Raw genomic sequence first — 23,977 nt, 5'->3', positions numbered from 1 at the left:
AGGGGAGGGCACCATGACGGAAAAAAAGAACAAACCTCGCGGATTGGGACGTGGATTGTCGGCGCTGATGGCCGATGTGAACCCGGAACCCGTCAGCACCCAAGCCGAAGCACCCCGCAATGCCGAAGTATTGGTGCCAATCGAGAAGGTTACCGCCAACCCTGATCAGCCCCGTCGGCAGTTTCTTCAAGAAGATCTGGATGACCTGACGGCCTCTATCAAGGAAAAGGGCGTCTTGCAGCCGCTGATCGTGCGTCCGCGCGATGGCGGCATGTACGAGATCGTGGCTGGTGAACGGCGCTGGCGGGCCGCGCAGGCGGCGCAGTTGCATGAGGTTCCGGTTTTAATCCGGGACTATGACGACGTTGAAATGCTCGAAGTCGCCATCATCGAAAACATTCAGCGGTCAGACCTGAATGCGATGGAAGAGGCGCAAAGCTATAAGCAGTTGATGGAAAAGTTCGGCCACACCCAGGAAAAAATGGCTGAGGCGTTGGGCAAGAGCCGTAGCCATATTGCCAACCTTGTGCGGCTTCTTCACCTGCCTTCCGACGTGCAACAGCTTGTTCAGGAACGGAAATTGTCCGCGGGCCACGCGCGGGCGCTGATTACGTCAGACCATGCATCGGAACTGGCCAAGAAGATCGTCAAAGGCGGACTCTCCGTACGTGCGACCGAGAATCTGGTCAAAAAGGATGCAGCGGGTACCACTACCAACTCTTCTCCGAAAAAACCGCGCAAAGAGGTGGAAAAGGACGCGGATACCCGCGCGCTTGAAGGCGATCTGTCAGCGATGTTGCGGATGAAGGTATCGATTGATCATATCGCGGGCGGGGAAAGCGGCTCGGTGACGATCAGTTATGAGACGCTCGACCAGCTTGATGAGCTTTGCAATCTGCTCAGCCGTTAGGGCGCGACCAGATAAAGGTCAACACGCCTGACAGAACCACCGCCTGAATAATCAGGATGCGGGAGGGGGCGCCCAGCATCAGAGACAACAGAAAGACGGCGGCAATCGATCCGGTTGCCGCCTTTTTTGCGGTTGGTCGGATGGCACCGTTTTCGCGCCAATCCAGGATCATTGGCCCGAAGATGTTGTGAGAGATGATCCAGTCGTGCAGCCGCTCCGAAGAGTTTGCGAAAAAGAATGTTGCCAGAAGCAAGAAGGGCACGGTGGGGAGCAGGGGAAGGATAACCCCGACGATTGCCAATGCTACGCAACAAATCCCTAGTCCGGCGTAGATATAGCGCATTGGGTCAGTCCACCAAGAGATCGCGAAGGATCGCGTTGAGCACCGCACGTCCCTTGTCCGTCGCATGCAGTCTTTGTTCTGAGATAGAGATCATTCCCATCTTGGCAAGGTCCTGCAGCTTGTCAGCGTTTAGCGGCGTGCCAGAGAGTTGTGCGTAGCGCTCCATATCCAGCCCTTCCCGCAGGCGCATCCCCATCATCAGGCATTCGACAGCGGCATCCTCGCGCTCCAGGGCTTCCCGCAGGTTTTCGCCAGAGCCGTTAGAAACGGCTTGCAGCCAGGCACCGGGGGCGCGGTGGGTTTCGGTGGCATAGCGGGCGCCATCCAGAGTGATACGACCATGGGCGCCGGGGCCGATGCCCACATAGTCGCCGTAGCGCCAGTAAATCAGGTTGTGGCGGCTCTCCGCGCCGGGAACCGCGTGATTGGAAACCTCATAGGCGGGCATGCCATGGGCGGCGCAGATGTCCTGTGTCAGCTGGTACATGTCTGCGGCGCTGTCATCGCTGGGCAGGTCCCGCAGCTTACCCCGGGCATAACGGTCGCCAAAGGCGGTGCCTTCTTCGATCGTCAGCTGATAGAGCGACAGGTGGTCGATGGACATCGACAGTGCTTCGGTCAGCTCTGCCTGCCAGTCCTGCGGCGTCTGACCTTGCCGGGCATAGATCAGGTCGAAACTGACGCGGTCAAAACAATTGCGCGCAATGTCAAAGGCGGCCTTGGCTTCGCCCACGGAATGGATACGGCCAAGGCGGCGCAGGTCGGCGTCGTTGAGCGCCTGAATGCCCATCGAGACCCGGTTCACTCCTGCGTCGCGATAGCCTGCAAACCTGCCAGCTTCGACCGATCCGGGATTCGCCTCGAGCGAAATTTCGATGTCATTGGCAAAGGGCCAGATATCCCGCGCGGCCTCGATCACGGCGGCAACGGTGTCGGGATGCATCAGTGAAGGGGTACCGCCACCAAAGAAGATCGAATTCAACACCCGGCCCTGAAGCTGCTCGGACACACGTGCCAGCTCGGATTGATAGGCTTTGACCCAGACGCTTTGGTCTATATTTGCGGTGACGTGGCTGTTGAAATCGCAATAGGGGCATTTGGCCTGACAAAAGGGCCAGTGCACATAGAGGCCAAAGCCCCCATTGCGCCAGTCATCCACGGGATGGGTCATTCCCCGAAACACCCTTTGATAAACTTCGCCACGGCATTGGCGCGATGGCTGATCTTGTTCTTTTCCCAGCGGTCCATCTCGGCAAAGGTCACGTCGTGCCCATCGGGAATGAACATTGGATCATAGCCGAAACCAGCCTCGCCACGGATCGGCCAGATCAGATGACCGGGGGCGACGCCCTCGAACACCTCGTCGTGACCATCGGGCCAGGCCAGAACCAGCGTGCAGCGGAACTGCGCGGTACGCGGGTGGGGGGCATTCTTGGCTTCCAGCTCGTTGTGGGCGCGGGTCATGGCCATCATGAAGTCGCGGCCATTGCCGGTCTCTGCCCAGTCTGCGGTGTAGACGCCCGGTGCCCCATCAAGGCCGTCGATGGTGATCCCGGAATCATCGGACAGGGCAGGGAGCCCGGTTGCCTTGGCCGCGGCATGCGCCTTGATCTTGGCATTGCCGACAAAGGTGTCCTCGGTTTCCTCAGGTTCTGGCAGATCCATTTCGGCGGCGCCGACAACGGAGACGCCAAAGGGCTTGAGGAGATGCGCCATCTCCTCAAGCTTGCCTTTGTTATGCGTGGCGATCAACAGCCGATCGCCTTCAAACTTCCGGCTCATGCGCAGGCTGCCTTTTGCATTTCTGCCAGCTCGGCGGTGCCTTTTGCGGCCAGATCCATCAGGGAATTCATCTGCTCGCGCGAGAACATCGATCCTTCGGCGGACATCTGCACTTCGATCAGTTTACCGGATCCGGTCATGATGAAGTTGCCATCGACGCCGGCTTCGGAATCTTCGGGGTAGTCCAGATCCAGAACCGGCTGCCCGGCATAGATCCCGCAGGATACGGCTGCCACCGGATCGACCAGCGGGTCGATGCTGACATCGCCGGCCTTCATCAGTTTGTTGACTGCCAGACGCAGGGCCACCCAGCCGCCGGTGATTGAGGCGCAGCGGGTGCCGCCATCGGCCTGCAGCACGTCACAGTCGATACTGATCTGGCGTTCACCCAGGGCCACGCGGTCCACGCCGGCGCGCAGGGCACGGCCGATCAGGCGCTGGATTTCGACGGTACGGCCGCCTTGCTTGCCAGCCGAGGCTTCGCGGCGCATCCGGGTGTTGGTCGCGCGGGGCAGCATGCCGTATTCCGCAGTCACCCAGCCAAGGCCGGATCCCTTGATAAAGGGCGGCACGCGGTCTTCGATGGTGGCGGTGCACAGAACATGGGTGTCACCCGCCTTAATCAGGCATGATCCCTCGGCATGTTTGGTGAATCCGGTTTCGATGGAAATCGGGCGCATCTCGTTCAGTTGTCGTCCAGAGGGTCGCATGAGTAATCCTTTTTTTGCTGGCCTTCGGATAGCCCTGCCTGCGCGCGGTATGCAAGCATGATTGACCTTTGCGTGTGGGCCTCTTTAATGGCAATCCGGAGAAGGCTTCCTATCTATGTAGCGTGTAACCGCCGAAAATGCTCATGACAGACGCAAACAATATCCTGAAAGACATGAACGACCGGTCGCGGGATGTGTTCCGGGCGGTCGTGGAATCCTATCTGGAAAGCGGCGATCCCGTCGGCAGCCGTACCCTGACCCGGTCGCTGAGCGAAAAGGTCAGCGCGGCGACGGTACGCAACGTGATGCAGGATCTGGAGTTTCTGGGCCTGCTCGACAGCCCACATGTCAGCGCCGGACGGGTACCGACGCAGCTGGGTCTGCGGATGTTCGTCGATGGCCTGCTGGAGGTCGAGGACCTGAAGGCGCAGGACCGCGAAAAGATCGACGCCACCCTGGGTCGCAATTCCGGCGATGTGAGCGGTATGCTCGACCGTGTCGGGGCGGCGCTTTCCGGGGTGACGCAGGGTGCCTCGCTGGTCCTGACGCCAAAGCATGAAGCAGAGATCCGCCATATCGAATTCGTCTCGCTGGGTCATGACCGAGCGATGGTGGTGCTGGTGTTTTCCGATGGTCACGTGGAAAACCGGCTGTTCACCCCGCCGCCGGGGCAGACGCCCAGTTCGATGCGCGAGGCGGCCAATTTCCTGAATGCCCTCGTCGAAGGGCGCACGCTGAGTGACGTGCGCCTCGACATGCAGGAAGAGATCGCCACCCGGCGGCAGGAGATCGACAACCTGGCGCATCAGCTGATCGAAAGCGGTCTGGCCGCCTGGGAAGAAGACGGCAGCGACCAGGCGCGTCTGATCGTGCGGGGACGCGCGAATCTGCTGGCGGATAATGGCGTCACAGAAGAACTGGATCTGATCCGCAGCCTGTTCGACGATCTGGAGCGCAAGCAGGATATTGCCGAATTCCTGGAACTCACCGAAGAGGGCGAGGGCGTGCGCATTTTTATTGGCTCGGAGAACAAACTTTTCTCACTTTCGGGTTCCTCTTTGGTGGTGTCTCCTTATATGAACGCGGATCGAAAGGTGATTGGCGCGGTGGGGGTGATTGGCCCGACCCGCCTGAACTACGGACGGATTGTGCCCATCGTGGACTATACGGCGCAACTGGTCGGCAAATTGCTGTCAGACCGGAGTTAGAGGTGAAAAATGGCAGAGCCCAAGAACGACGATTTTCTCGACGATATCGCAAATGCCGAAGCAGAAGAGCTGGCGGCACAGACCGAAGAATTTGATGACGCGGCGCTGGAGCTGGATGCCCTGCGGGCGGAACGTGATGAGCTGAAGGACCGGTTCATGCGCGCTCTGGCGGATGCCGAGAATTCGCGCAAGCGGGGCGACAAGGCCCGCCGCGAAGCCGAGCAATACGGTGGCTCGAAGCTGGCCCGTGACATGCTGCCGGTGTTCGACAACATGAAGCGCGCGGTTGAATCGGTAACCGACGAACAGAAAGAGGCGGCCTCGGCCCTGATCGAAGGTGTTGAGCTGACCATGCGGGCGCTGCTGGGCGTGTTTGAAAAGCACGGCATCCGCGTTGTCTCGCCCGCAGTGGGTGACAAGTTCGACCCGCAGGTGCACGAAGCCATGTTCGAAGCCCCGGTGCCCGGCACCAAGGCTGGCGAGATTATTCAGGTTTCCGCTGAAGGTTTCATGCTGCACGACCGCCTGCTGCGGCCGGCGCAGGTCGGGGTCTCCTCGACACCGGCATAAGGCTGCCGGGGTTATTGGTGTAAATCGCTTCGGACCCTGCATTCAGAATTGAAAAAGGCGACCCGCCAGGGTCGCCTTTTTGCATTAATACGGCTTTGCATTTACGCAGTAGCGTCTTTCAGACGGTAGAGCGCCTCCAGTGCCTCGCGCGGGGTCAGATCGTCGGGGTGGATACTCTCCAGCAATTCCTCGACAGGTGACGGACCTGCGGCGGGTTTGGGTTGTGGCGGCGGGGCAGCAGCAAAGAGCGGCAGATCGTCGATCTGGATCTTTGCGCCAGCGCCTTCGCGGCTGCCTTGTTCCAGCATATCCAGCACATCGCGCGCCCGTGCCACAACCGAAGCTGGCAGGCCGGCAAGCTGCGCCACCTGCACCCCGTAGGAGCGGTCGGCGGCGCCTTTCTTGACCTCGTGCAGGAAGATCACCTCTCCCTCCCACTCCTTGACGGTGACGGTGGCGTTTTCGACGCCTTCCAGCTTACCGGCCAGTTGGGTCATCTCGTGATAGTGGGTCGCAAACAGGGCGCGGGCCTGGTTCACCTCGTGCAGGTGTTCCAGCGTGGCCCAGGCGATGGACAGCCCATCATAGGTCGCGGTGCCGCGCCCGATTTCATCAAGGATCACCAGAGCACGGTCATCGGCCTGGTTCAGGATCGCGGCGGTTTCCACCATTTCAACCATAAAGGTCGAGCGTCCGCGCGCCAGATCGTCCGAGGCCCCGACACGGCTGAACAGCTGGCTGATCAACCCTATATGCGCGGCTTCGGCGGGAACATAGCTGCCCATCTGCGCCAACAGCGCGATCAGCGCGTTCTGCCGCAGGAAGGTCGATTTACCGGCCATGTTGGGACCGGTCAGCAGCCAGATCGCGGCGCCATCCCCGGCCGAGAGATCGCAATCATTGGCGACGAAGGTATCGCCGCCCTGTTGTCGCAGCGCCTGTTCCACCACCGGATGGCGTCCGCCCTCCACGTGAAACGCGCGGGAGGCGTCCACCTTGGGACGGGTCCAGTTTTCACCGCGGGCCAGATCGGCCAATGCGGTCACCAGATCCAGCTCTGCCAACCCTTTGGCAGCGGTATTGAGTCGCGCAGCGGTGTCCAGAATGGCGGTAGAAAGCCTGTCATAGAGCCGCTTTTCGATCTCCAGTGCTCGGTTCCCTGCATTCAGGATCCTGGTTTCAATCTCGCTCAGCTCCACCGTGGTGAAACGCACCTGATTTGCGGTAGTTTGACGGTGTATGTAAGTTTCGGACAGCGGCGCAGACAGCATCTTTTCCGCGTGGGTCGCGGTGGTTTCGATGAAATAGCCCAGCACGTTGTTGTGCTTGATCTTCAGCGAGGTGATGCCGGTGTGCTCCGCATATTTTTGCTGCATCCCGGCAATGATCGAGCGTCCCTCATCGCGCAGGGTGCGGGCCTCATCCAGTTCCGGATCATAGCCGGTCGCGATGAACCCGCCGTCACGGGCCAGCAGCGGCGGATCGGCCACCAGCGCGGCATCCAGCAGCGACAGAAGATCGTCAAAGCCAAGAAGATCACGTACGGCGCCGCCGATCAAATCGGGTAGCTCCTGTCCTTCGCACATCTGGGCGATGGTTTCGGCCTGCACCAGCCCGTTGCGGATGGCGGCCAGATCGCGCGGACCACCGCGCTCCAGCGCCAGACGGGACAGAGCGCGGTCCAGATCCGGGGTCTTGCGCAGCGCGGCGCGGATATCCTGCGAAAGCTGTGTCGCCTCTACCGTGAAATCCAGTGCCGCCAATCGTGCGCTGATCACATCCAACGTGCGCGAGGGGCTTGCCATACGTTGTTCCAAAAGGCGGGCACCGCCTGGGGTGACGGTTCGGTCCACCACCGACAACAACGATCCGGCGCGCCCGCCCGACAGGGATCGGGTCAGTTCCAGGCTGGCGCGGGTGGAGGCATCAATCTGCACCACGCGATCCTGCGCCTCCTGTACCGGCGGCTGCAACAGCGGTAGTTTGCCCTTCTGCGTAATCTCCAGATAGTCGATCAGCGCACCCATGGCTGAGACCTCGGCGCGGGTGAAGGTGCCGAACCCATCCAGCGCACCAACGTTGAACAAGGTGCAGATGCGTTTTTCTGCCGCCGTGCTGTCGAAACTTGCTTTGCCCAGCGGGGTCAGCGGGATCTTGTATTCATCTGCCAGCGGGCGGGTCGCATCAAAAGGCGCGCCATCAGCGACGATCAATTCCGATGGCGCCAGCCGTGCCAGTTCCGGCGACAGGCGCACCCGGGCGATGGGCATCACGTGAAACGCGCCGGTGGAAATATCCGCCCAGGCCAAGGCCGCTTCGTCGCGCAACTCGGAATAGGAAACCAGGAAGTTGTGGCGCCGTGCTTCGAGCAGGGAATCCTCGGTCAGCGTGCCGGGAGTCACCAGCCGCACCACATCCCGTTTCACCACGGATTTGGAGCCGCGTTTCTTGGCTTCGGCCGGGCTTTCCAGCTGTTCGCCTACCGCGACGCGGAACCCCTTGCGGATCAGGGTCAGCAGATACCCTTCGGCGGCATGCACGGGAACGCCGCACATGGGTATATCCTCGCCGTCGTGTTTGCCCCGTTTGGTCAGGGCGATGTCCAGCGCCTCGGCGGCATTGACCGCGTCGTCAAAGAACATCTCGTAGAAATCGCCCATCCGATAAAAAAGCAACGCATCGGGATGCGCTGCTTTGATCTCAAGATATTGCGCCATCATGGGCGTAACGGTCATGCGAGCTCCCCCGGGGTTATTTGCCCGACATTTACAATGCGGACGGTCCAAGGAAAACCCGATTACCCGGATTTGCAATCCGTTGCTCAGGCCCTGGCGGGCCGGAGTTGATCAGAAGAGCACGCCGATCGATTGCGGGCTGTAGTTCGCAATCGACAAAGAGGTGGTGCCCAGCTGCTTTTGCACATCAAGCGCAACCAGTCGCGCCGCGGATTCCTCGATATTGGCATCCACCAGGGCGCCGATCCCCTTCTTTGTGGCATCAGCAAGGTTCTGCACGGTCTTGTTCTCTTCTGCCAGTCCATTGGCCGAGGCCCCAAGTGCAGCGGCACCTTCGATGGCAAAGCGCAGGAAACCGGTAATCTCGCTCAGCGCGGTTTGGGCGCTTGCCTGATCCGTGACCTGGGTGCGGTTGTTGATATCGAACAACGGGTCGCTTTCGAAATCGACACCATCAACTGTCAGCAACGACAGGTCTGCTCCGGTTGGAATACTAAGGCCGGTTGCGCCATTGCCGTCCACATTTGTGGCCAGCAGGTTGGCACCGTTGAACTGGGAGGAAGAAATGATCGAATTGATTTCCTCCGTCTTCTGGGCCAGCTGCGCTTCGATCTTGGAATAGTCAACAAGGCCGCTGCTTGCTGTAAGTGCCAGTTCCTTCATTTCGATGACAGCTTCGGAAATCCGTTCCGCACCAGCCGAGGCGACGGCGACGGTGGACTCACCCAGCGACAGCGCATCAGAGGTTGCCCGCAGCCCGGAGACATCGGCCTCCATGATCTGGGAAATCGCCCATAGCGCGGCATTGTCTTTGGCGGTATTCACCTCTTTTCCGGTTGCGACCTCGTTCTGGACGGTTTCCAGCTGCTGTGTCGTCCCTCCCAGCAGGTGTAGCGCTGTGGCGGCGCCGGTGTTGGAGTTGATACTTGTCATATCGTGCATCCCAAATTTACCCTGCCCGCCGGTATTGCGGCGGCGGGTGTGACTTTTCAGAAATGGTCGTATGCCGTTCTGACATGTGCTGTTCTGGCGCCGGTTTGCGGCCTTATAGCCACGCGTCACACAGAAGCTGTTAAGTATTATTAACGGAATATAGCGCGGATCGGTCGAGATTGTGGCGAAAAGCCGACGAAATCTATCAAGTTTTATTTGAAATATTATTGCTTTTTAGGGGTCGTTTTCTTTCCGGATCGGATTGAGAGGGACGCAGGGCTGGGATAAGACTGTGCCCGATTAGGAGAGGACACCTACAGCCCATGCCCAAAGCGAAGATCACAAACGAAGAGGCGCTTGCCTTCCATCTGGAGCCGACACCCGGCAAATGGGAAATCAATGCGACCGTCCCGATGACCACGCAGCGGGATCTCTCCCTGGCCTATTCCCCCGGTGTTGCGGTGCCATGCGAAGCGATCGCGGCGAACCCGGAAACCGCCTATGATTATACCAACAAGGGCAACCTGGTGGCTGTCATCTCCAACGGGACGGCGGTTTTGGGGCTTGGAAACCTGGGCGCGCTGGGATCGAAACCGGTGATGGAGGGGAAATCTGTCCTGTTCAAACGCTTTGCCGATGTGAACTCGATCGACATTGAGCTCGACACCGAAGATCCGGACAAGTTCATCGACGCGGTCAAGCTGATGGGCCCGACCTTTGGCGGCATCAACCTTGAGGACATCAAGGCGCCCGAGTGTTTCATCATCGAGCAGCGCCTGAAGGAAGAGATGGATATCCCCGTCTTCCATGACGACCAACACGGCACCGCCGTGATCTGTGCGGCGGGCCTGATCAATGCGCTGCATATCTCGGGCAAAAAGATCGAAGACGTGAAAATCGTGCTGAACGGCGCGGGCGCGGCGGGCATCGCCTGTATCGAGCTGCTGAAATCCATGGGCGCGCGGCACGACAATTGCATCGTCTGTGACACCAAGGGTGTGATTTATCAGGGCCGTACCGAAGGTATGAACCAGTGGAAGTCGGCCCATGCGGTCAAGACTGAGCTGCGGACGCTTGAGGAAGCAATGGAAGGCGCCGATGTCTTCCTTGGCGTGTCGGTCAAAGGCGCGGTGACGCAGGAGATGGTTGCCTCCATGGCCGACAACCCTGTGATCTTTGCCATGGCAAACCCGGATCCCGAAATCACCCCGGAAGAGGCACATGAGGTCCGCGTCGACGCCATCGTCGCCACGGGCCGCTCGGACTATCCCAACCAGGTGAACAACGTTCTGGGTTTTCCCTACCTGTTCCGCGGGGCGCTGGACATCAATGCGCGCGCCATCAATGACGAGATGAAGATTGCTTGTGCTCATGCGCTGGCCGCATTGGCGCGCGAGGATGTGCCGGATGAGGTGGCGCTAGCCTATGGCAAATCGCTGACTTTTGGTCGCGATTACATCATCCCAACACCGTTTGATCCGCGTCTGATCCACCGGATTCCCCCAGCCGTGGCCAAGGCGGGCATGGACACGGGTGCCGCGCGTCGTCCCATCATCGACATGGAAGCCTATGAGATCAGCCTGAAAAGCCGGATGGACCCGACGGCCTCGATCCTGCGCGGCCTCAACGCCCGCGCGCGTTCGGCTCAGTCGCGGATGATCTTTGCCGAGGGCGACGATCCCCGCGTGCTGCGCGCCGCCGTTACCTATCAGCGGTCCGGCTTTGGCAAGGCGCTGGTCGTTGGCCGTGCCGATGATGTGAAGGCCAAGCTGGAAGCGGCCGGCCTTGGCGATGCGGTGCGCGAGCTGGAGGTGGTCAATGCTGCCAATACCCAGCATTTCGACACCTACAAGGATTTCCTGTTCAACCGCCTGCAACGCAAGGGCTTCGACCGTAAGGACATCCACCGTCTGGTGGGACGTGACCGGCACGTCTTCTCGGCGCTGATGCTGGCGCATGGGCATGGCGATGGTCTGGTCACCGGTGCCACCCGGAAATCCGCGCATGTTCTGGATCAGATCAACCACGTCTTTGATGCCGATGCCAAACACGGCGCGGCCGGCGTGACCGCGTTGCTGCATAAGGGCCGGATCGTGCTGATTGGCGATACGCTGGTGCATGAATGGCCGGATGAGAACGATCTGGCGACGATTGCCGAACGCGCTGCTGGTGTGGCCCGGCACATGGGGCTGGATCCCCGCGTGGCCTTTGTCAGCTTCTCGACCTTTGGTTATCCGGTGTCCGAGCGGGCGGAAAAGATGCATATCGCCCCGGGTGTTCTGGACAAGCGCGGCGTCGATTTCGAATACGAAGGCGAAATGACCGTGGATGTGGCGCTGAATGCCAAGGCGCAGGAGAATTACCCGTTCCAGCGTCTATCGGGCCCCGCCAACATCCTGATCGTGCCTGCCCGGCACTCGGCCTCCATCTCGGTCAAGCTGATGCAGGAAATGGGCGGTGCCACCGTGGTTGGCCCGATCCTGGCGGGCGTGGACAAGCCGATCCAGATCTGCTCGACCACCTCGACCGCTAATGACGTGCTGAACATGGCGGTTCTGGCTGCCTGCAACATCGGCTAGGCGGTAACGATGGCAATCTGGAACCTGGGCTCGATCAACGCTGACATGGTCTACGCGCTGCCGCATCTTCCGGTGGCGGGTGAGACATTGGCAGCCTCGGGTCTGGACCAGTTTCTGGGCGGCAAGGGGGCCAATATGTCGGTCGCCGCCGCCCGGGCCGGTAGCCACGTCTGCCACATCGGTGCTGTTGGCGCTGATGGCAGATGGGCGGTGGACCGCCTGCTGGAGTACGGCGTCGATACCCGCCATATCGCGCAGATCGACACGCCCACGGGCCATGCAATCATTGCTGTGGATCAGGACGGCGAAAACCAGATCATCCTGTTTCCCGGAGCCAACCGCGCGATCAGCCCGGATCAGATCGGTCAGGCCCTGTCGGCTGCCTCTGCCGGGGATATTCTGGTGATGCAGAACGAAACCAACCTGCAGGTCGATGCAGCGCGGATGGGCCGTGATCTGGGGCTGCGGGTGGCCTATGCGGCGGCGCCTTTTGACGCGGTAGCGGTTGCAGCGGTCTTGCCGCATCTGGATCTTTTGTTTCTGAATGCGGTCGAGGCGCGTCAATTGCAGGATGCAACCGGCAATCCGCCCGAGGCGCTGGGCGTTGAAGATGTGATCGTTACCCTCGGGGCAGAGGGCGCGCGCCATTTCCATGGCACCACAGGCGCGGTGCAGGATATTCCAGCCTTGCCGGTCACCCCGGTCGATACCACCGGGGCAGGAGACACCTTTACCGGTTATGTCCTTTCCGGTCTGGATCGCGGAATGCCGATGGCGCAGGCCATGGCGCAAGCCTCCCGCGCGGCGGCCCTGATGGTGACTCGCCATGGCACCGCCGATGTCATTCCCGATCTGAAAGAGGTTCAGGACAGTCGGCTTTGATGCCTCCCCGGACCCGTACTGAGCCTACCGAACGGGTAGATTTCTAACGCCGGTCGATCCGGTTTCTCTTGTTATTCTCGGTGATTTAATCGGGCGATATTCTGGTCTGCTCATGCGCCCGGGATCCGTCCGCCCATGGTTCTGAAATCGTAACTTATTCGAATAAATGCTAAATATGGAGCCAAGGTTCAGGCGGCTCCCCAATACCCGTAGGTGCGAAAAGATCAACATGTCGTGATTTAAGTATGCAAATTCTTAAGCCTCTTCGCGCTAGGAAAAGACTCTGTTGATAGGAGTTTTTAACGATGTCCCTCAGAATGCGGATTGTTGTTGCGCTGTTGGTCAGTTCTTTGGTTGCGATCGCGATTGTCACTGTGCCTTTGTTCATGGGCCTGGGGACAGTCTCGGATGAGGGAACACTCCGCGAGCTGCGTCAGTTCGAGGCCCGTGTCAGTTCCGAGATCGAAGGGCGCCAGCGACTCGCCCTGACCACGGCTCAGACCGTGGCTGCCATGTCGGACGTGCAGCGCGCCGTGGCAGAGCAGGACCGAGACACGCTTGACCGGATTTTCGCCCAAAACTTCAAAGGACTGGCAACGAGTGCCGGGATCGCTCAGTTCCAGTTTCACACTCCAGAGGCGCTGTCTCTGTTCCGGGTGCACAAGCCCGAGAAGTTTGGCGATGACCTATCCGGGTTCCGCCATTCCGTTGTTGCCGCGAACAAGACGCAGGCGCCAGTTTCGGGCCTTGAACGGGGACGCGCGGGCATCGGTATCCGCGGTATCGCCCCGATCAGCCATGATGGCAGCCACGTGGGCAGCGTGGAAATCGGCCTCAAATTCGACAGCGCCCTGGTTCAAAGCCTGACCGAAGGAGGCGATTCCGCGCTTGAAATCTACCTTTTGCCAGACAGCGATATCAGTTCGTTCTCCAGCACTGGCGAAGAGATCCGCCGACTGACCGGAAGTTACGACGGTCCCGCGCTTCTGGATGCGGCTGCCATTGCAGGTTTTGTGAAAGGCGAGGCGGCAGAGACGTCGGACTATGACCTTGGCGGCCATGCCTATGCGGGCAGCCCGTTTGAAATCCGTGACTTCTCCGGAAATCTGGTTGCCGTGGGCAATGCGCTTGTCCCCTTGGATGCGATCACGGCGATCACCAATACGATCCGCAACACCGGTATCGGCGCGGCCATCGTGGCGATGGTTCTGGCCGGCGCCATGGCGCTGGGTCTGGGGAAATGGCTGTGTGGTCTGCTGAACCGGATCAGCAACCGGATGATTTCCTTGTCTGAGGGCAATCTGAACATCGAGATGACAGGCCTGCCAGACAAAGGCGAAATTGGCGACATGGCCCGCAGTCTGGGCGTCTTCCATGCGGCCCTGGTTCGCCAGCGTGAGATGGAGCAGACTCAAAAGGCACATAGTGAAAATCAGGCCAAGGTCGTTGCCAGCCTCGGCGCGCGTCTGTCCGAATTGTCAGGCGGTGATCTGACAACTCGCATCTCCGACCGGTTCCCCGAGGATTACGAACAGCTGCGTCTGGATTTCAACCGAACCGTCGAAAATCTGAACGGCACGGTGACGAAAGTGGTGGAATCCGCCTCCAGCATCCGCAACGGTGCCGCCGAGATCAGCCAGTCTTCGGATGATCTGTCTCACCGCACCGAGAGTCAGGCCGCGACGCTGGAAGAAACCGCTGCTGCGCTGGACGAGCTGACGGCGTCGGTCAAATCCGCTGCCGATGGCGCTCGTAGCGTTGAAAACATCATGAACGAGGCCAAGAAAGAGGCCGAGAACAGTGGCGTCGTGGTGCAAAGTGCAGTCTCGGCGATGACCGAGATCGAGCAATCCTCGACCCATATCGCCCAGATCATCAGTGTCATCGACGACATCGCTTTCCAGACCAACCTTCTGGCGCTGAACGCGGGGGTCGAGGCCGCCCGTGCAGGCGAAGCAGGCCGAGGCTTTGCCGTGGTCGCCTCCGAAGTGCGGGCTTTGGCGCAGCGGTCCTCGGATGCGGCGATGGAAATCAAGACGCTGATCGGCGATAGCTCGAGACAGGTGGAACGCGGTGTGGATCTGGTTGGCAAGGCCGGCGAGGCCCTGCAGAACATTGTCGAGCGGGTGAACCATATCTCTGGTCTGGTCACCGATATCGCCGAAGGCGCTGTGGAGCAATCCACGGGCCTTGGTGAGATCAACACCGGCGTGGTGCAGTTGGATCAGGTGACTCAGCAGAACGCCGCCATGGTGGAAGAGGCCACCGCAGCAGGGCACATGCTGAACAGCGACGCCACCAAGCTGGCCGAGCTGGTTGCTCATTTCAAAATCGCAGGCGGTGGCAATATCACGGCAATGCCCAGCACCCCTGAAGCAGCGCCAAGCATGCCAACGGCCCATGGGGATGCGGACTGGGACTTCAGCGACGCGACACCTGCCGCTGCCACGGATGGCAACGCCGCCCTCGACAAGTGGCAGGATTTCTAAAGCCGGAAGCAGGGCTGAATATCAGCCTGAGCTGAGGCAAGACATCATTCAAGGGCGCCCTGTGGGGCGTCTTTGAACATCTGAAACTGTAGGGGTTCCAACAAAGGATTATGGTGCCCAGGAGAGGACTCGAACCTCCACGTCCATACGGACACTAGCACCTGAAGCTAGCGCGTCTACCAATTCCGCCACCTGGGCAGGTGTCGTGCAGCGGCGTATACGCACCGGCGGCGGGAGCGTCAAACGGATTTTTACATCGGGTGGCAATTTGCAGCCGGATTCAGGGCCCCGCGGCCGGGACCCCGTGAAGGCCGGGGCCGATGGCGGCGGTAAAGCCAGCGATTTATCATGAAACTGTGGGTCCGGACATGATTTTGCGCCTTGTTTGAAACCCGCTGGCCCGGTAGATCGGGTCAAGAGCTAACTGCAGGAGCCAAAAGATGTCCAAACTGGTCACGATCTATGGCGGATCTGGTTTTGTCGGTCGATACATTGCGCGCCGGATGGCCAAGGAAGGCTGGCGGGTCCGGGTCGCCGTGCGCCGCCCGAACGAGGCGATGCATGTAAAACCCTACGGTGTCCCTGGTCAGGTCGAGCCTGTCTTCTGCAACATCCGCGACGATGCCTCTGTCGCGGCGGTGATGCAGGGCGCGGATGCGGTTGTGAACTGCGTCGGCGTTCTGAACGAGCTGGGCAAGAATACCTTTGATGCCGTCCAGGCCGAAGGCGCGGGCCGCATCGCCCGGATCGCTGCCGAACAGGGTGTCCAGCAACTGGTACATATCTCTGCCCTTGGCGCCGATGCCGAAAGCGACAGCGACTATGCCCGCAGCAAGGCCGCAGGCGAAGCCGCCGTTCAGGGGGCTTTCCCGGCTGCAGTGATCCTGCGCCCCTCGATCATCTTTGGTACCGAAGATCAGTTCTTCAACCGTTTCGCCTCGATGACGCGGATGTCGCCCGTGCTGCCGATTGCCTGCGGCAAGACCCTGTTCCAGCCGGTCTATGTGGATGATGTGGCGCGCGCCGCCGTGGCCGGAGTTCTGGGTCAGGCCGAGCCGGGCATCTACGAGCTGGGCGGGCCGGAAGTGAAGAGCTTTGCCGCGCTGATGCAGGAGATGCTGTCGGTCATCCATCGCCGTCGTCTGGTGCTGTCGCTGCCGCGTTTCGTTGCCGGTATCGTGGCCTTCGGGTTTGACGTGCTTCAGGCCGCCAGCTTCCAGCTGATCGAGAACAAGGTGCTGACCCGCGACCAGCTGAAGAGCCTGCGCCGCGACAATGTGGTATCTGAGGGCGCCAAAGGGTTCGCCGATCTGGGGATCGAGCCGGAACTGATGGGCCCGATCCTGCCGGATTACCTGTGGAAATTCCGCCCCTCCGGGCAATACGACGTGATGACCGCTTCGGCTCGCAACCTGAAGGGCGACGCCTGATCGCGTTGGCGGCAGGTCCATATAAGATCATGAAGCGCGGTCCATCTGGTGCCGCGCTTTTTCTTTGACTGTTCTTTGTCTGATCGGCGCAGAGGGATCTCAGCTATAGGCGACGATCAGCAGCACAACGCCCAGAACCACCCGGTAGATCACATAGGGGGTGAAGCTGACCGATCTCAGCAGCCGCATCATCAGGCTAAGGGCTGCAAGGGCCGAGACCAGCGCCAGCACGGCGGCGATGGCGGCGTCGCGCATCAGGGCGGTATTTGCCTCGACCGCGACTTCAGCCCCCAGCAGAACGCCTGAGGCGATAATGGTGGGGATCGACATCAGCATGGCAATCCGTGCGCCTTCGGTGCGGGTATAGCCCAACTGCCGGGCACCGGTGATGGTGATGCCGGACCGCGAGGTGCCGGGGATCAGCGCGATCATCTGCCACAGCCCCATGATCAGCGCATCACGCAGGCCCCAGTCTTGTGCGGATTTCAGGCTCGCGCCCTTCTGATCGGCGACATAAAGGACAATGCCAAAGATCAGCATGGTCCAGCCGATGACAGCGGTGGAGCGTAGCGCGTCGCTGAAGCCGGTGAAATGCAGGGCGGCGCCGAACAGGACCGTGGGGATTGTTGCGACGATCAGCCCCAGCGCCAGTCGGGCACCTTCGGTGTCTACATGTCCGCAGGCCAGACGCGGCAACCCCATCAAGCCGGTGCGCACATCTTTCCAGAAATAGATCACCACGGCCGCCAGTGTGCCGACGTGAACGGCCACGTCGATCACCTGCCCCTGATCGTCCAGCCCGGTCAGCGCAGGCAGCAGAATCAGGTGCCCGGAGGAGGAAATCGGCAGGAATTCGGTGATGCCCTGAATGAGGGCGACCAGGACGAGTTGAAAGAGAGGCATGGCCGGGCGCTCCTGTATCGGACCGGAGGGGTCCTAAGCGGTCAATTTTCTTTAGTAAATTTGCACCCGGATGGGAAGCGCAGCACTTAGGTCCGATTCGGATCTAAAATCACTGTACTTTTTTGCTCCAGCGGGTATCAGAAAGCGAGAACTGACAAAATAGGTCAGTACAGTTGACTTTTAATCCGCCGCGCTTCGATCTATGACGACCGGAGCAAGCTAAAAATGGAGTCCCCCCGTGGCCAAGCAACCAATGCTCAAATTCGTGCAGATCGAACGCGACATGCCCGAGAAGCGGACCGCGGAAGCGCGCAAGGAAGATTTCGACGAAATCTATGCGGAGTTCGCCCAGGCGAAGGCAGAAGAGCAGGCCAGCCGCTGCAGCCAGTGTGGCGTGCCCTATTGCCAGTCCCATTGTCCGCTGCACAACAACATCCCCGACTGGCTGCGTCTGACCGCGACCGGCCGTCTGGAAGAAGCCTATGCCACCAGCCAGGCGACCAATACATTCCCGGAAATCTGCGGCCGCATCTGCCCGCAGGACCGCCTGTGCGAAGGCAACTGTGTCATCGAGCAATCCGGCCATGGCACGGTCACCATCGGCGCGGTGGAGAAATACATCACCGACACCGCCTGGGAAAACGGCTGGGTCAAACCCTTTGCACCGCTTCATGAGCGTAGCGAAAGCGTTGGCATCATCGGTGCCGGCCCCGGTGGTCTGGCAGCTGCGGACATGCTGCGCCGCGCGGGTGTGCAGGTCACCATCTATGACCGCTATGACCGGGCCGGCGGGTTGCTGACCTACGGCATTCCCGGCTTCAAGCTGGAAAAAGACGTGGTGATGCGCCGCAACAAACTGCTCGAAGACAGCGGCGTTACATTCGTGATGAACTGCAACGTGGGCGAGGACATCTCCTTTGCTGACCTCCGGGCCAAGCATGATGCGGTGATCATTGCCACCGGCGTCTATAAATCCCGCGATCTGGCCATGCCGGGCAGCGGCGCGGCGGGCATCGTCAAGGCGATCGACTTCCTGACCGTCTCCAACAAGCGCAGCTTTGGCGACACGGTTGCCGAATTCGACAGCGGTGAGCTGAATGCCGAAGGCAAGAAGGTCGTTGTGATCGGCGGCGGTGATACCGCGATGGACTGCGTGCGGACCTCGATCCGCGAAGGCGCGACATCGGTGAAATGTCTCTACCGCCGCGACCGTGCCAACATGCCCGGTTCGCAGCGCGAAGTGCAGAACGCCGAGGAAGAAGGCGTCGTCTTTGAATGGCTGTCGGCGCCCAAGGGATTTGCCGATGCGGATGGCAAGGTGACCGGCGTGATGGTGCAGAAGATGCGCCTGGGTGCCCCCGATGCCACCGGCCGTCAGGCTCCCGAGGTGATCGAAGGTGCCGACTATGTCGAAGAGGCCGACCTGGTGATCAAGGCGCTGGGCTTTGAGCCGGAAGATCTGCCGACCCTCTGGGGCCAGCCCGAATTGCCGGTCACCCGCTGGGGCACCGTCAAGGCCGAGTTCAAATCCGGCGCAACCGATCTTCCCGGCGTCTATGCCGTGGGCGATATCGTGCGCGGGGCGAGCCTCGTGGTCTGGGCCATCAAGGACGGCCGTGACTGTGCCGAGGCGATCCTGGAGCGGTTCAACGCAAAGGCAGCCGTCGCAGCTGAATAACCAAAGACTTCGGTCCCACGCGGATGCGCGCCCCTGAAACAGGCGAGGCGCCCCCGCCAGGCAAAGGAAAATGACATGACGAAATATGATGCAGAATGGGTCCGCGCCGAAGAAGCCAAGCGCAAGTGGATGGCAGAAAACGGTCTCTATTCCGAGGAAGAAGAGCATTCTTCCTGCGGTGTGGGTCTGGTCGTCTCGCAGGATGGCAGCGCCAGCCGCAAGGTGGTCGAAGCCGGTATCAACGCGCTGAAGGCGATCTGGCACCGCGGTGCGGTCGATGCCGATGGCAAGACCGGCGATGGTGCGGGCATCCACGTGCAGATCCCGGTTCCCTTCTTCTATGACCAGATCAAGCGCACCGGCCACGAGCCGCACACCGATCAGCTGATCGCGGTTGGTCAGGTCTTCCTGCCGCGTACCGATTTCGGCGCACAGGAAACCTGCCGGACCATCGTGGAAACCGAAGTTCTGCGCATGGGCTATTACATCTATGGCTGGCGCCACGTGCCGGTGGATGTGACCTGCCTGGGTGAAAAGGCCAACGCCACCCGCCCCGAGATCGAGCAGATCCTGATCTCCAACTCCAAGGGCGTGGACGAAGACACCTTTGAGCGGGAGCTTTACGTGATCCGTCGCCGGATTGAGAAAGCAGCCGCTGCTGCCGGGATTGGTGGTCTTTATATCGCGTCGCTGTCCTGCCGGTCGATCATCTACAAGGGCATGATGCTCGCCGAACAGGTTGCGGTTTTCTATCCCGACCTGATGGACGAACGCTTTGAATCTGCCTTTGCGATCTATCACCAGCGCTATTCCACCAATACCTTCCCGCAGTGGTGGCTGGCACAGCCGTTCCGCATGCTGGCCCACAATGGTGAGATCAACACGCTGAAGGGCAACGTCAACTGGATGAAGAGCCACGAGATCCGCATGGCTTCCTCCACCTTTGGCGACTATGCTGAGGACATCAAACCGATCATCGCGGGCGGGTCTTCCGACTCGGCGGCGCTCGATTCGGTGTTTGAGGTTCTGGTGCGCGCGGGCCGCTCCGCCCCCATGGCGAAAACCATGCTGGTACCCGAAAGCTGGTCGAAACAGGCGGTCGAACTGCCCGAAGCCTGGCGCGACATGTATTCCTACTGCAACTCCGTGATGGAGCCCTGGGATGGCCCTGCCGCGCTGGCAATGACAGATGGTCGCTGGGTCTGCGCCGGTCTGGACCGTAACGGCCTGCGCCCGATGCGCTATGTCGTCACCGGCGATGGTCTGGTGATCGCGGGGTCCGAAGCGGGCATGGTTCCGATCGACGAAGCCAACGTGGTGGAAAAGGGTGCGCTTGGCCCCGGTCAGATGCTGGCCGTGGACATGAAAAAGGGCAAGCTGTTCCACGACACCGAGATCAAGGACAAGCTGGCCGCCGCGCTGCCGTTCGGCGAGTGGGTTGAAAAGATCAACGATCTGGACGAATCCCTTGCCACGGTGACGGAAAAGCCGCTGTTCCAGGGCGAAGAACTGCGCCGCCGCCAGATTGCGGCCGGTTACACCATCGAAGAGCTGGAGCAGATCCTGGCGCCGATGGCTGAGGACGGCAAGGAAACGCTGGCCTCCATGGGCGATGACACCCCGTCGGCGGTTCTCTCCAAGAAATACCGCCCGCTGTCGCATTTCTTCCGTCAGAACTTCAGCCAGGTGACCAACCCGCCGATCGATTCCCTGCGTGAATACCGGGTTATGTCGCTGAAAACGCGGTTCGGGAACCTCAAGAACGTTCTGGATGAGGACAGCAGCCAGACCGAGATCTTCGTTCTGGAAAGCCCCTTTGTCGGCAACGCCCAGTGGGACAAGCTGATGGAGAGCCTCAACGCGCCGCTGGTCGAGATCGACTGTACTTTCGTACCGGGCAAAGGCTCGCTGAATGCGGCGCTCCAGCGCATTCGCGCCGAGGCTGAAGAGGCAGTGCGCTCCGGCTCTGGCCATATCGTTCTGACCGACCAGCATTCGAATGCGGATAAGGTTGCAATGCCGATGATCCTGGCGACCTCTGCCGTGCATTCGCATCTGACCCGCAAGGGTCTGCGGACCTTCTGTTCGCTGAACGTGCGTTCGGCCGAGTGTATCGACCCGCATTACTTTGCGGTGCTGATCGGTTGTGGCGCCACCGTGGTGAACGCATATCTGGCCGAGGATTCGCTGGCAGACCGTATCGAACGCGGCCTCTTGGACGGCAGCCTGACCGAGAACGTCAGCCGCTACCGCGAAGCCATTGACCAGGGCCTCTTGAAGATCATGGCCAAGATGGGAATCTCGGTGATCTCCTCTTACCGTGGCGGTCTCAATTTCGAGGCCGTAGGCCTGTCCCGCGCCATGTGCGCCGAATACTTCCCGGGTATGACCAGCCGGATTTCCGGCATCGGTGTGTCGGGTATCCAGGTCAAGGCTGAGGAAATCCACGGCACCGCATGGGCAGAGCAGCAAAACGTTCTGCCGATTGGCGGCTTTTACAAGGCGCGTAAATCGGGTGAGACCCATGCCTGGGAAGCCAGCTCGATGCATATGCTGCAGATGGCCTGCAACAAGGCGTCCTACGAGATGTGGAAGCAGTATTCGGCCAAGATGCAAAGCAATCCGCCGATCCATCTGCGCGACCTTCTGGACATCAAGCCGCTGGGCAAGCCGGTGCCGCTGGAGGAAGTGGAAAGCATTACCGCGATCCGTAAACGCTTTGTGACGCCGGGCATGTCGCTGGGGGCGCTGTCGCCCGAGGCGCATAAGACGCTGAACGTCGCAATGAACCGCATCGGCGCCAAATCGGACTCCGGTGAGGGTGGCGAGGATCCGGCACACTTTGTGCCCGAGCCCAATGGCGACAACCCGTCGGCCAAGATCAAACAGGTGGCCTCAGGCCGTTTCGGTGTCACCGCCGAATACCTGAACCAGTGTGAAGAGCTGGAGATCAAGGTCGCTCAAGGTGCCAAACCGGGTGAAGGTGGTCAGCTGCCGGGGATGAAGGTCACCGACCTGATTGCCCGCCTGCGCCATTCGACCAAGGGCGTGACCCTGATTTCGCCGCCGCCGCACCACGATATCTACTCGATCGAGGATCTGGCGCAGCTGATCTATGACCTGAAACAGATCAACCCGCGCTGCAAGGTGACGGTGAAACTGGTGGCTTCCTCTGGTGTTGGCACCATTGCTGCTGGCGTTGCCAAGGCGAAGGCCGACATCATCCTGATCTCGGGCGCCAATGGCGGCACCGGTGCTTCGCCCGCGACCTCGATCAAATTCGCCGGTCTGCCCTGGGAAATGGGTCTGACCGAAGCGCATCAGGTGCTGGCGATGAACAACCTGCGGGGCCGCGTGACTCTGCGCACCGATGGTGGTCTGCGCACGGGACGCGACATCGTCATGGCCGCGATGATGGGCGCCGAGGAATACGGCATCGGTACCGCCGCGCTGATCGCGATGGGCTGCATCATGGTGCGTCAGTGCCAGTCGAACACCTGCCCGGTGGGCGTCTGCACCCAGGACGAAAGCCTGCGTGACAAGTTCACCGGCAACGCCGACAAGGTGGTGAACCTGATCACCTTCTACGCGCAGGAAGTGCGGGAAATCCTCGCTTCCATCGGTGCGCGCAGCCTGGATGAAGTGGTTGGCCGTGCGGATCTGCTGGCGCAGGTCTCACGCGGTTCGGCGCATCTCGATGATCTCGACCTCAACCCGCTGCTGATCACCGTCGATGGCTCTGCCAGCATCGTCTACAACCGCGACAAGGACCGCAACGCGGTGCCGGATACGCTGGACGCGGAAATCGTGCGCGATGCGGCGCGGTTCCTGCAGGATGGCGAAAAGATGCAGCTGTCCTATGCGGTGCAGAACACCCACCGCACCGTGGGTACCCGCACGTCGAGCCATATCGTGCGCAACTTCGGTATGCGTAATTCCTTCCAGCCCAACCACCTGACGGTGAAGCTGCAAGGCTCGGCCGGTCAGTCCCTGGGGGCCTTTGCGGCGCCGGGTCTGAAACTGGAAGTGTCCGGTGATGCCAACGACTATGTCGGCAAGGGCCTGTCGGGTGGCATGATCGTCGTGCGTCCGCCGATGGCCTCGCCGCTGGTGGCAAGCGACAACACCATCGTTGGCAACACCGTGCTTTATGGCGCTACGGACGGCTACCTGTTCGCAGCGGGCCGCGCGGGCGAGCGTTTCGGGGTCCGCAACTCGGGCGCCAAGGTGGTAATCGAGGGCTGCGGCTCCAACGGTTGTGAATATATGACCGGCGGTGTTGCGGTCATCCTGGGCTCCATCGGCGCCAACTTTGGTGCCGGCATGACCGGGGGTATGGCCTATCTCTATGACCCCGAGGGTAAGGCCGAGACCATGATGAACATGGAATCGCTGGTTACCTGCCCGGTCACCGTTGAGCATTGGGAAGCGCAGCTGAAAGGCCTGATCGAGCGTCATCTTGAGGAAACCGGAAGCCGCAAGGCCGCGGAGATCCTGCAACACTGGGACATCGAGAAGGGTAATTTCCTGCAGGTTTGCCCCAAGGAAATGCTGAACAAGCTGACGCATCCGATCTCGGAAGAGCAGGCTGCCGTTCCCGCCGAATAAGCCGAACGAAAACAGTGCTATCAAATTGTCCCGCAGGCGACCCGCCTGCGGGGCTTTTTCTTTTTGGGGGAGTGTTTCTCCGGGTCACCCGAGCAGCAAGCCCTGGCGCCTACATCGCCTGACCCCTGCCTGTCCCGGGACAGGACCGGTTCAAGCACAATGGCGGTTTCCCCGCCTGCGGCGCGGAGCCTCCGCAATTCTGCCTGAGCCGTCCCTT

Annotated in this window: 16 protein-coding genes and 1 tRNA gene; 9 read left to right on the top strand and 8 right to left on the bottom strand. The window is 60.6% G+C overall.

The window, feature by feature from the left end; all coding sequences use genetic code 11:
• Nucleotides 1–13: 13 nt before the first annotated feature.
• Nucleotides 14–910 carry a ParB/RepB/Spo0J family partition protein gene (locus C6W91_RS02765; RefSeq protein ID WP_065271997.1) on the top strand — a complete coding sequence of 299 codons (897 nt, stop codon included), beginning with the start codon at nucleotides 14–16 and terminating at the stop codon, nucleotides 908–910.
• On the opposite strand, the gene C6W91_RS02760 is transcribed toward C6W91_RS02765, so the two are convergent.
• The 4 genes from C6W91_RS02760 to rph are packed head-to-tail and all read right to left on the bottom strand — an operon-like array spanning nucleotide 900 to nucleotide 3,745.
• Nucleotides 900–1,253 (bottom strand): YbaN family protein, encoded by a 354-nt coding sequence (locus tag C6W91_RS02760; protein ID WP_065271996.1) that lies wholly within the window; start codon nucleotides 1,251–1,253, stop codon nucleotides 900–902. The genes C6W91_RS02765 and C6W91_RS02760 overlap by 11 nt on opposite strands.
• 4 nt (nucleotides 1,254–1,257) lie before the next feature.
• Nucleotides 1,258–2,412 carry a radical SAM family heme chaperone HemW gene (gene hemW, locus C6W91_RS02755; RefSeq protein WP_065273646.1) on the bottom strand — a complete coding sequence of 385 codons (1,155 nt, stop codon included), beginning with the start codon at nucleotides 2,410–2,412 and terminating at the stop codon, nucleotides 1,258–1,260.
• A gap of 8 nt (nucleotides 2,413–2,420) precedes the next feature.
• The gene (gene rdgB / locus C6W91_RS02750) at nucleotides 2,421–3,035 is read right to left on the bottom strand and encodes an RdgB/HAM1 family non-canonical purine NTP pyrophosphatase (protein ID WP_065271995.1); all 615 of its coding nucleotides are present in this window, start codon (nucleotides 3,033–3,035) and stop codon (nucleotides 2,421–2,423) included.
• A complete protein-coding gene (gene rph, locus C6W91_RS02745; protein ID WP_065271994.1) occupies nucleotides 3,032–3,745 on the bottom strand; it encodes a ribonuclease PH in 714 nt (237 codons plus the stop codon). The genes rdgB and rph overlap by 4 nt, the downstream gene beginning before the upstream one ends.
• Nucleotides 3,746–3,888: 143 nt before the next feature.
• Here rph and hrcA point away from each other — a divergent pair, with 143 nt between their 5' ends.
• Both hrcA and C6W91_RS02735 read left to right on the top strand, forming a co-directional pair.
• Entirely contained in the window at nucleotides 3,889–4,953 is a 1,065-nt protein-coding gene (gene hrcA, locus C6W91_RS02740; protein WP_065271993.1) for a heat-inducible transcriptional repressor HrcA, read from the top strand.
• 9 nt (nucleotides 4,954–4,962) lie between these two features.
• A complete protein-coding gene (locus C6W91_RS02735; RefSeq protein ID WP_065271992.1) occupies nucleotides 4,963–5,523 on the top strand; it encodes a nucleotide exchange factor GrpE in 561 nt (186 codons plus the stop codon).
• Nucleotides 5,524–5,624: 101 nt separating this feature from the next.
• On the opposite strand, the gene mutS is transcribed toward C6W91_RS02735, so the two are convergent.
• On the bottom strand, nucleotides 5,625–8,258 hold the full coding sequence (gene mutS, locus C6W91_RS02730) for a DNA mismatch repair protein MutS (protein ID WP_065271991.1): 2,634 nt from the start codon (nucleotides 8,256–8,258) through the stop codon (nucleotides 5,625–5,627).
• A gap of 111 nt (nucleotides 8,259–8,369) precedes the next feature.
• Nucleotides 8,370–9,191, bottom strand: a complete 822-nt coding sequence (locus tag C6W91_RS02725; RefSeq protein WP_065273645.1) for a flagellin — start codon at nucleotides 9,189–9,191, stop codon at nucleotides 8,370–8,372.
• A 323-nt stretch (nucleotides 9,192–9,514) separates the two neighbouring features.
• Here C6W91_RS02725 and C6W91_RS02720 point away from each other — a divergent pair, with 323 nt between their 5' ends.
• From C6W91_RS02720 to C6W91_RS02710, 3 genes are all read left to right on the top strand, one after another.
• Nucleotides 9,515–11,770 carry an NADP-dependent malic enzyme gene (locus C6W91_RS02720; protein WP_065271990.1) on the top strand — a complete coding sequence of 752 codons (2,256 nt, stop codon included), beginning with the start codon at nucleotides 9,515–9,517 and terminating at the stop codon, nucleotides 11,768–11,770.
• Between the two features lie 9 nt (nucleotides 11,771–11,779).
• Entirely contained in the window at nucleotides 11,780–12,652 is an 873-nt protein-coding gene (locus C6W91_RS02715) for a ribokinase (RefSeq protein WP_065271989.1), read from the top strand.
• Between the two features lie 305 nt (nucleotides 12,653–12,957).
• Nucleotides 12,958–15,141: a methyl-accepting chemotaxis protein gene (locus C6W91_RS02710; protein WP_165832687.1), complete on the top strand. Its 2,184-nt coding sequence runs from the start codon at nucleotides 12,958–12,960 to the stop codon at nucleotides 15,139–15,141.
• Nucleotides 15,142–15,252: 111 nt separating this feature from the next.
• Here C6W91_RS02710 and C6W91_RS02705 read toward each other — a convergent pair.
• Nucleotides 15,253–15,339 (bottom strand) — tRNA-Leu (locus tag C6W91_RS02705).
• A gap of 242 nt (nucleotides 15,340–15,581) precedes the next feature.
• Between C6W91_RS02705 and C6W91_RS02700 the strand changes: the two genes are divergently transcribed.
• Complete coding sequence (locus C6W91_RS02700) at nucleotides 15,582–16,571, top strand: complex I NDUFA9 subunit family protein (RefSeq protein WP_065271987.1); 990 nt, start codon at nucleotides 15,582–15,584, stop codon at nucleotides 16,569–16,571.
• Between the two features lie 99 nt (nucleotides 16,572–16,670).
• Here the strand turns inward: C6W91_RS02700 and C6W91_RS02695 are convergent, their stop codons facing one another.
• A complete protein-coding gene (locus C6W91_RS02695; RefSeq protein WP_065271986.1) occupies nucleotides 16,671–17,474 on the bottom strand; it encodes an undecaprenyl-diphosphate phosphatase in 804 nt (267 codons plus the stop codon).
• A 238-nt stretch (nucleotides 17,475–17,712) separates the two neighbouring features.
• On the opposite strand from C6W91_RS02695, the gene C6W91_RS02690 reads away from it, so the two are divergent.
• Complete coding sequence (locus tag C6W91_RS02690) at nucleotides 17,713–19,152, top strand: NAD(P)-dependent oxidoreductase (RefSeq protein WP_065271985.1); 1,440 nt, start codon at nucleotides 17,713–17,715, stop codon at nucleotides 19,150–19,152.
• Nucleotides 19,153–19,227: 75 nt separating this feature from the next.
• Nucleotides 19,228–23,760, top strand: coding sequence for a glutamate synthase large subunit (gltB, locus tag C6W91_RS02685; protein ID WP_065271984.1), 4,533 nt, complete (start codon nucleotides 19,228–19,230; stop codon nucleotides 23,758–23,760).
• The last annotated feature ends 217 nt before the right edge of the window (nucleotides 23,761–23,977 follow it).

The sequence above is a fragment of the Phaeobacter sp. SYSU ZJ3003 genome (assembly GCF_041300735.1).
GTDB classification, from domain to species: Bacteria; Pseudomonadota; Alphaproteobacteria; order Rhodobacterales; family Rhodobacteraceae; genus Phycobacter; species Phycobacter gallaeciensis_A.
The sequence above is the reverse complement of the archived record's forward strand: the minus strand, read 5'-3'. Positions and strand labels throughout refer to the sequence as shown.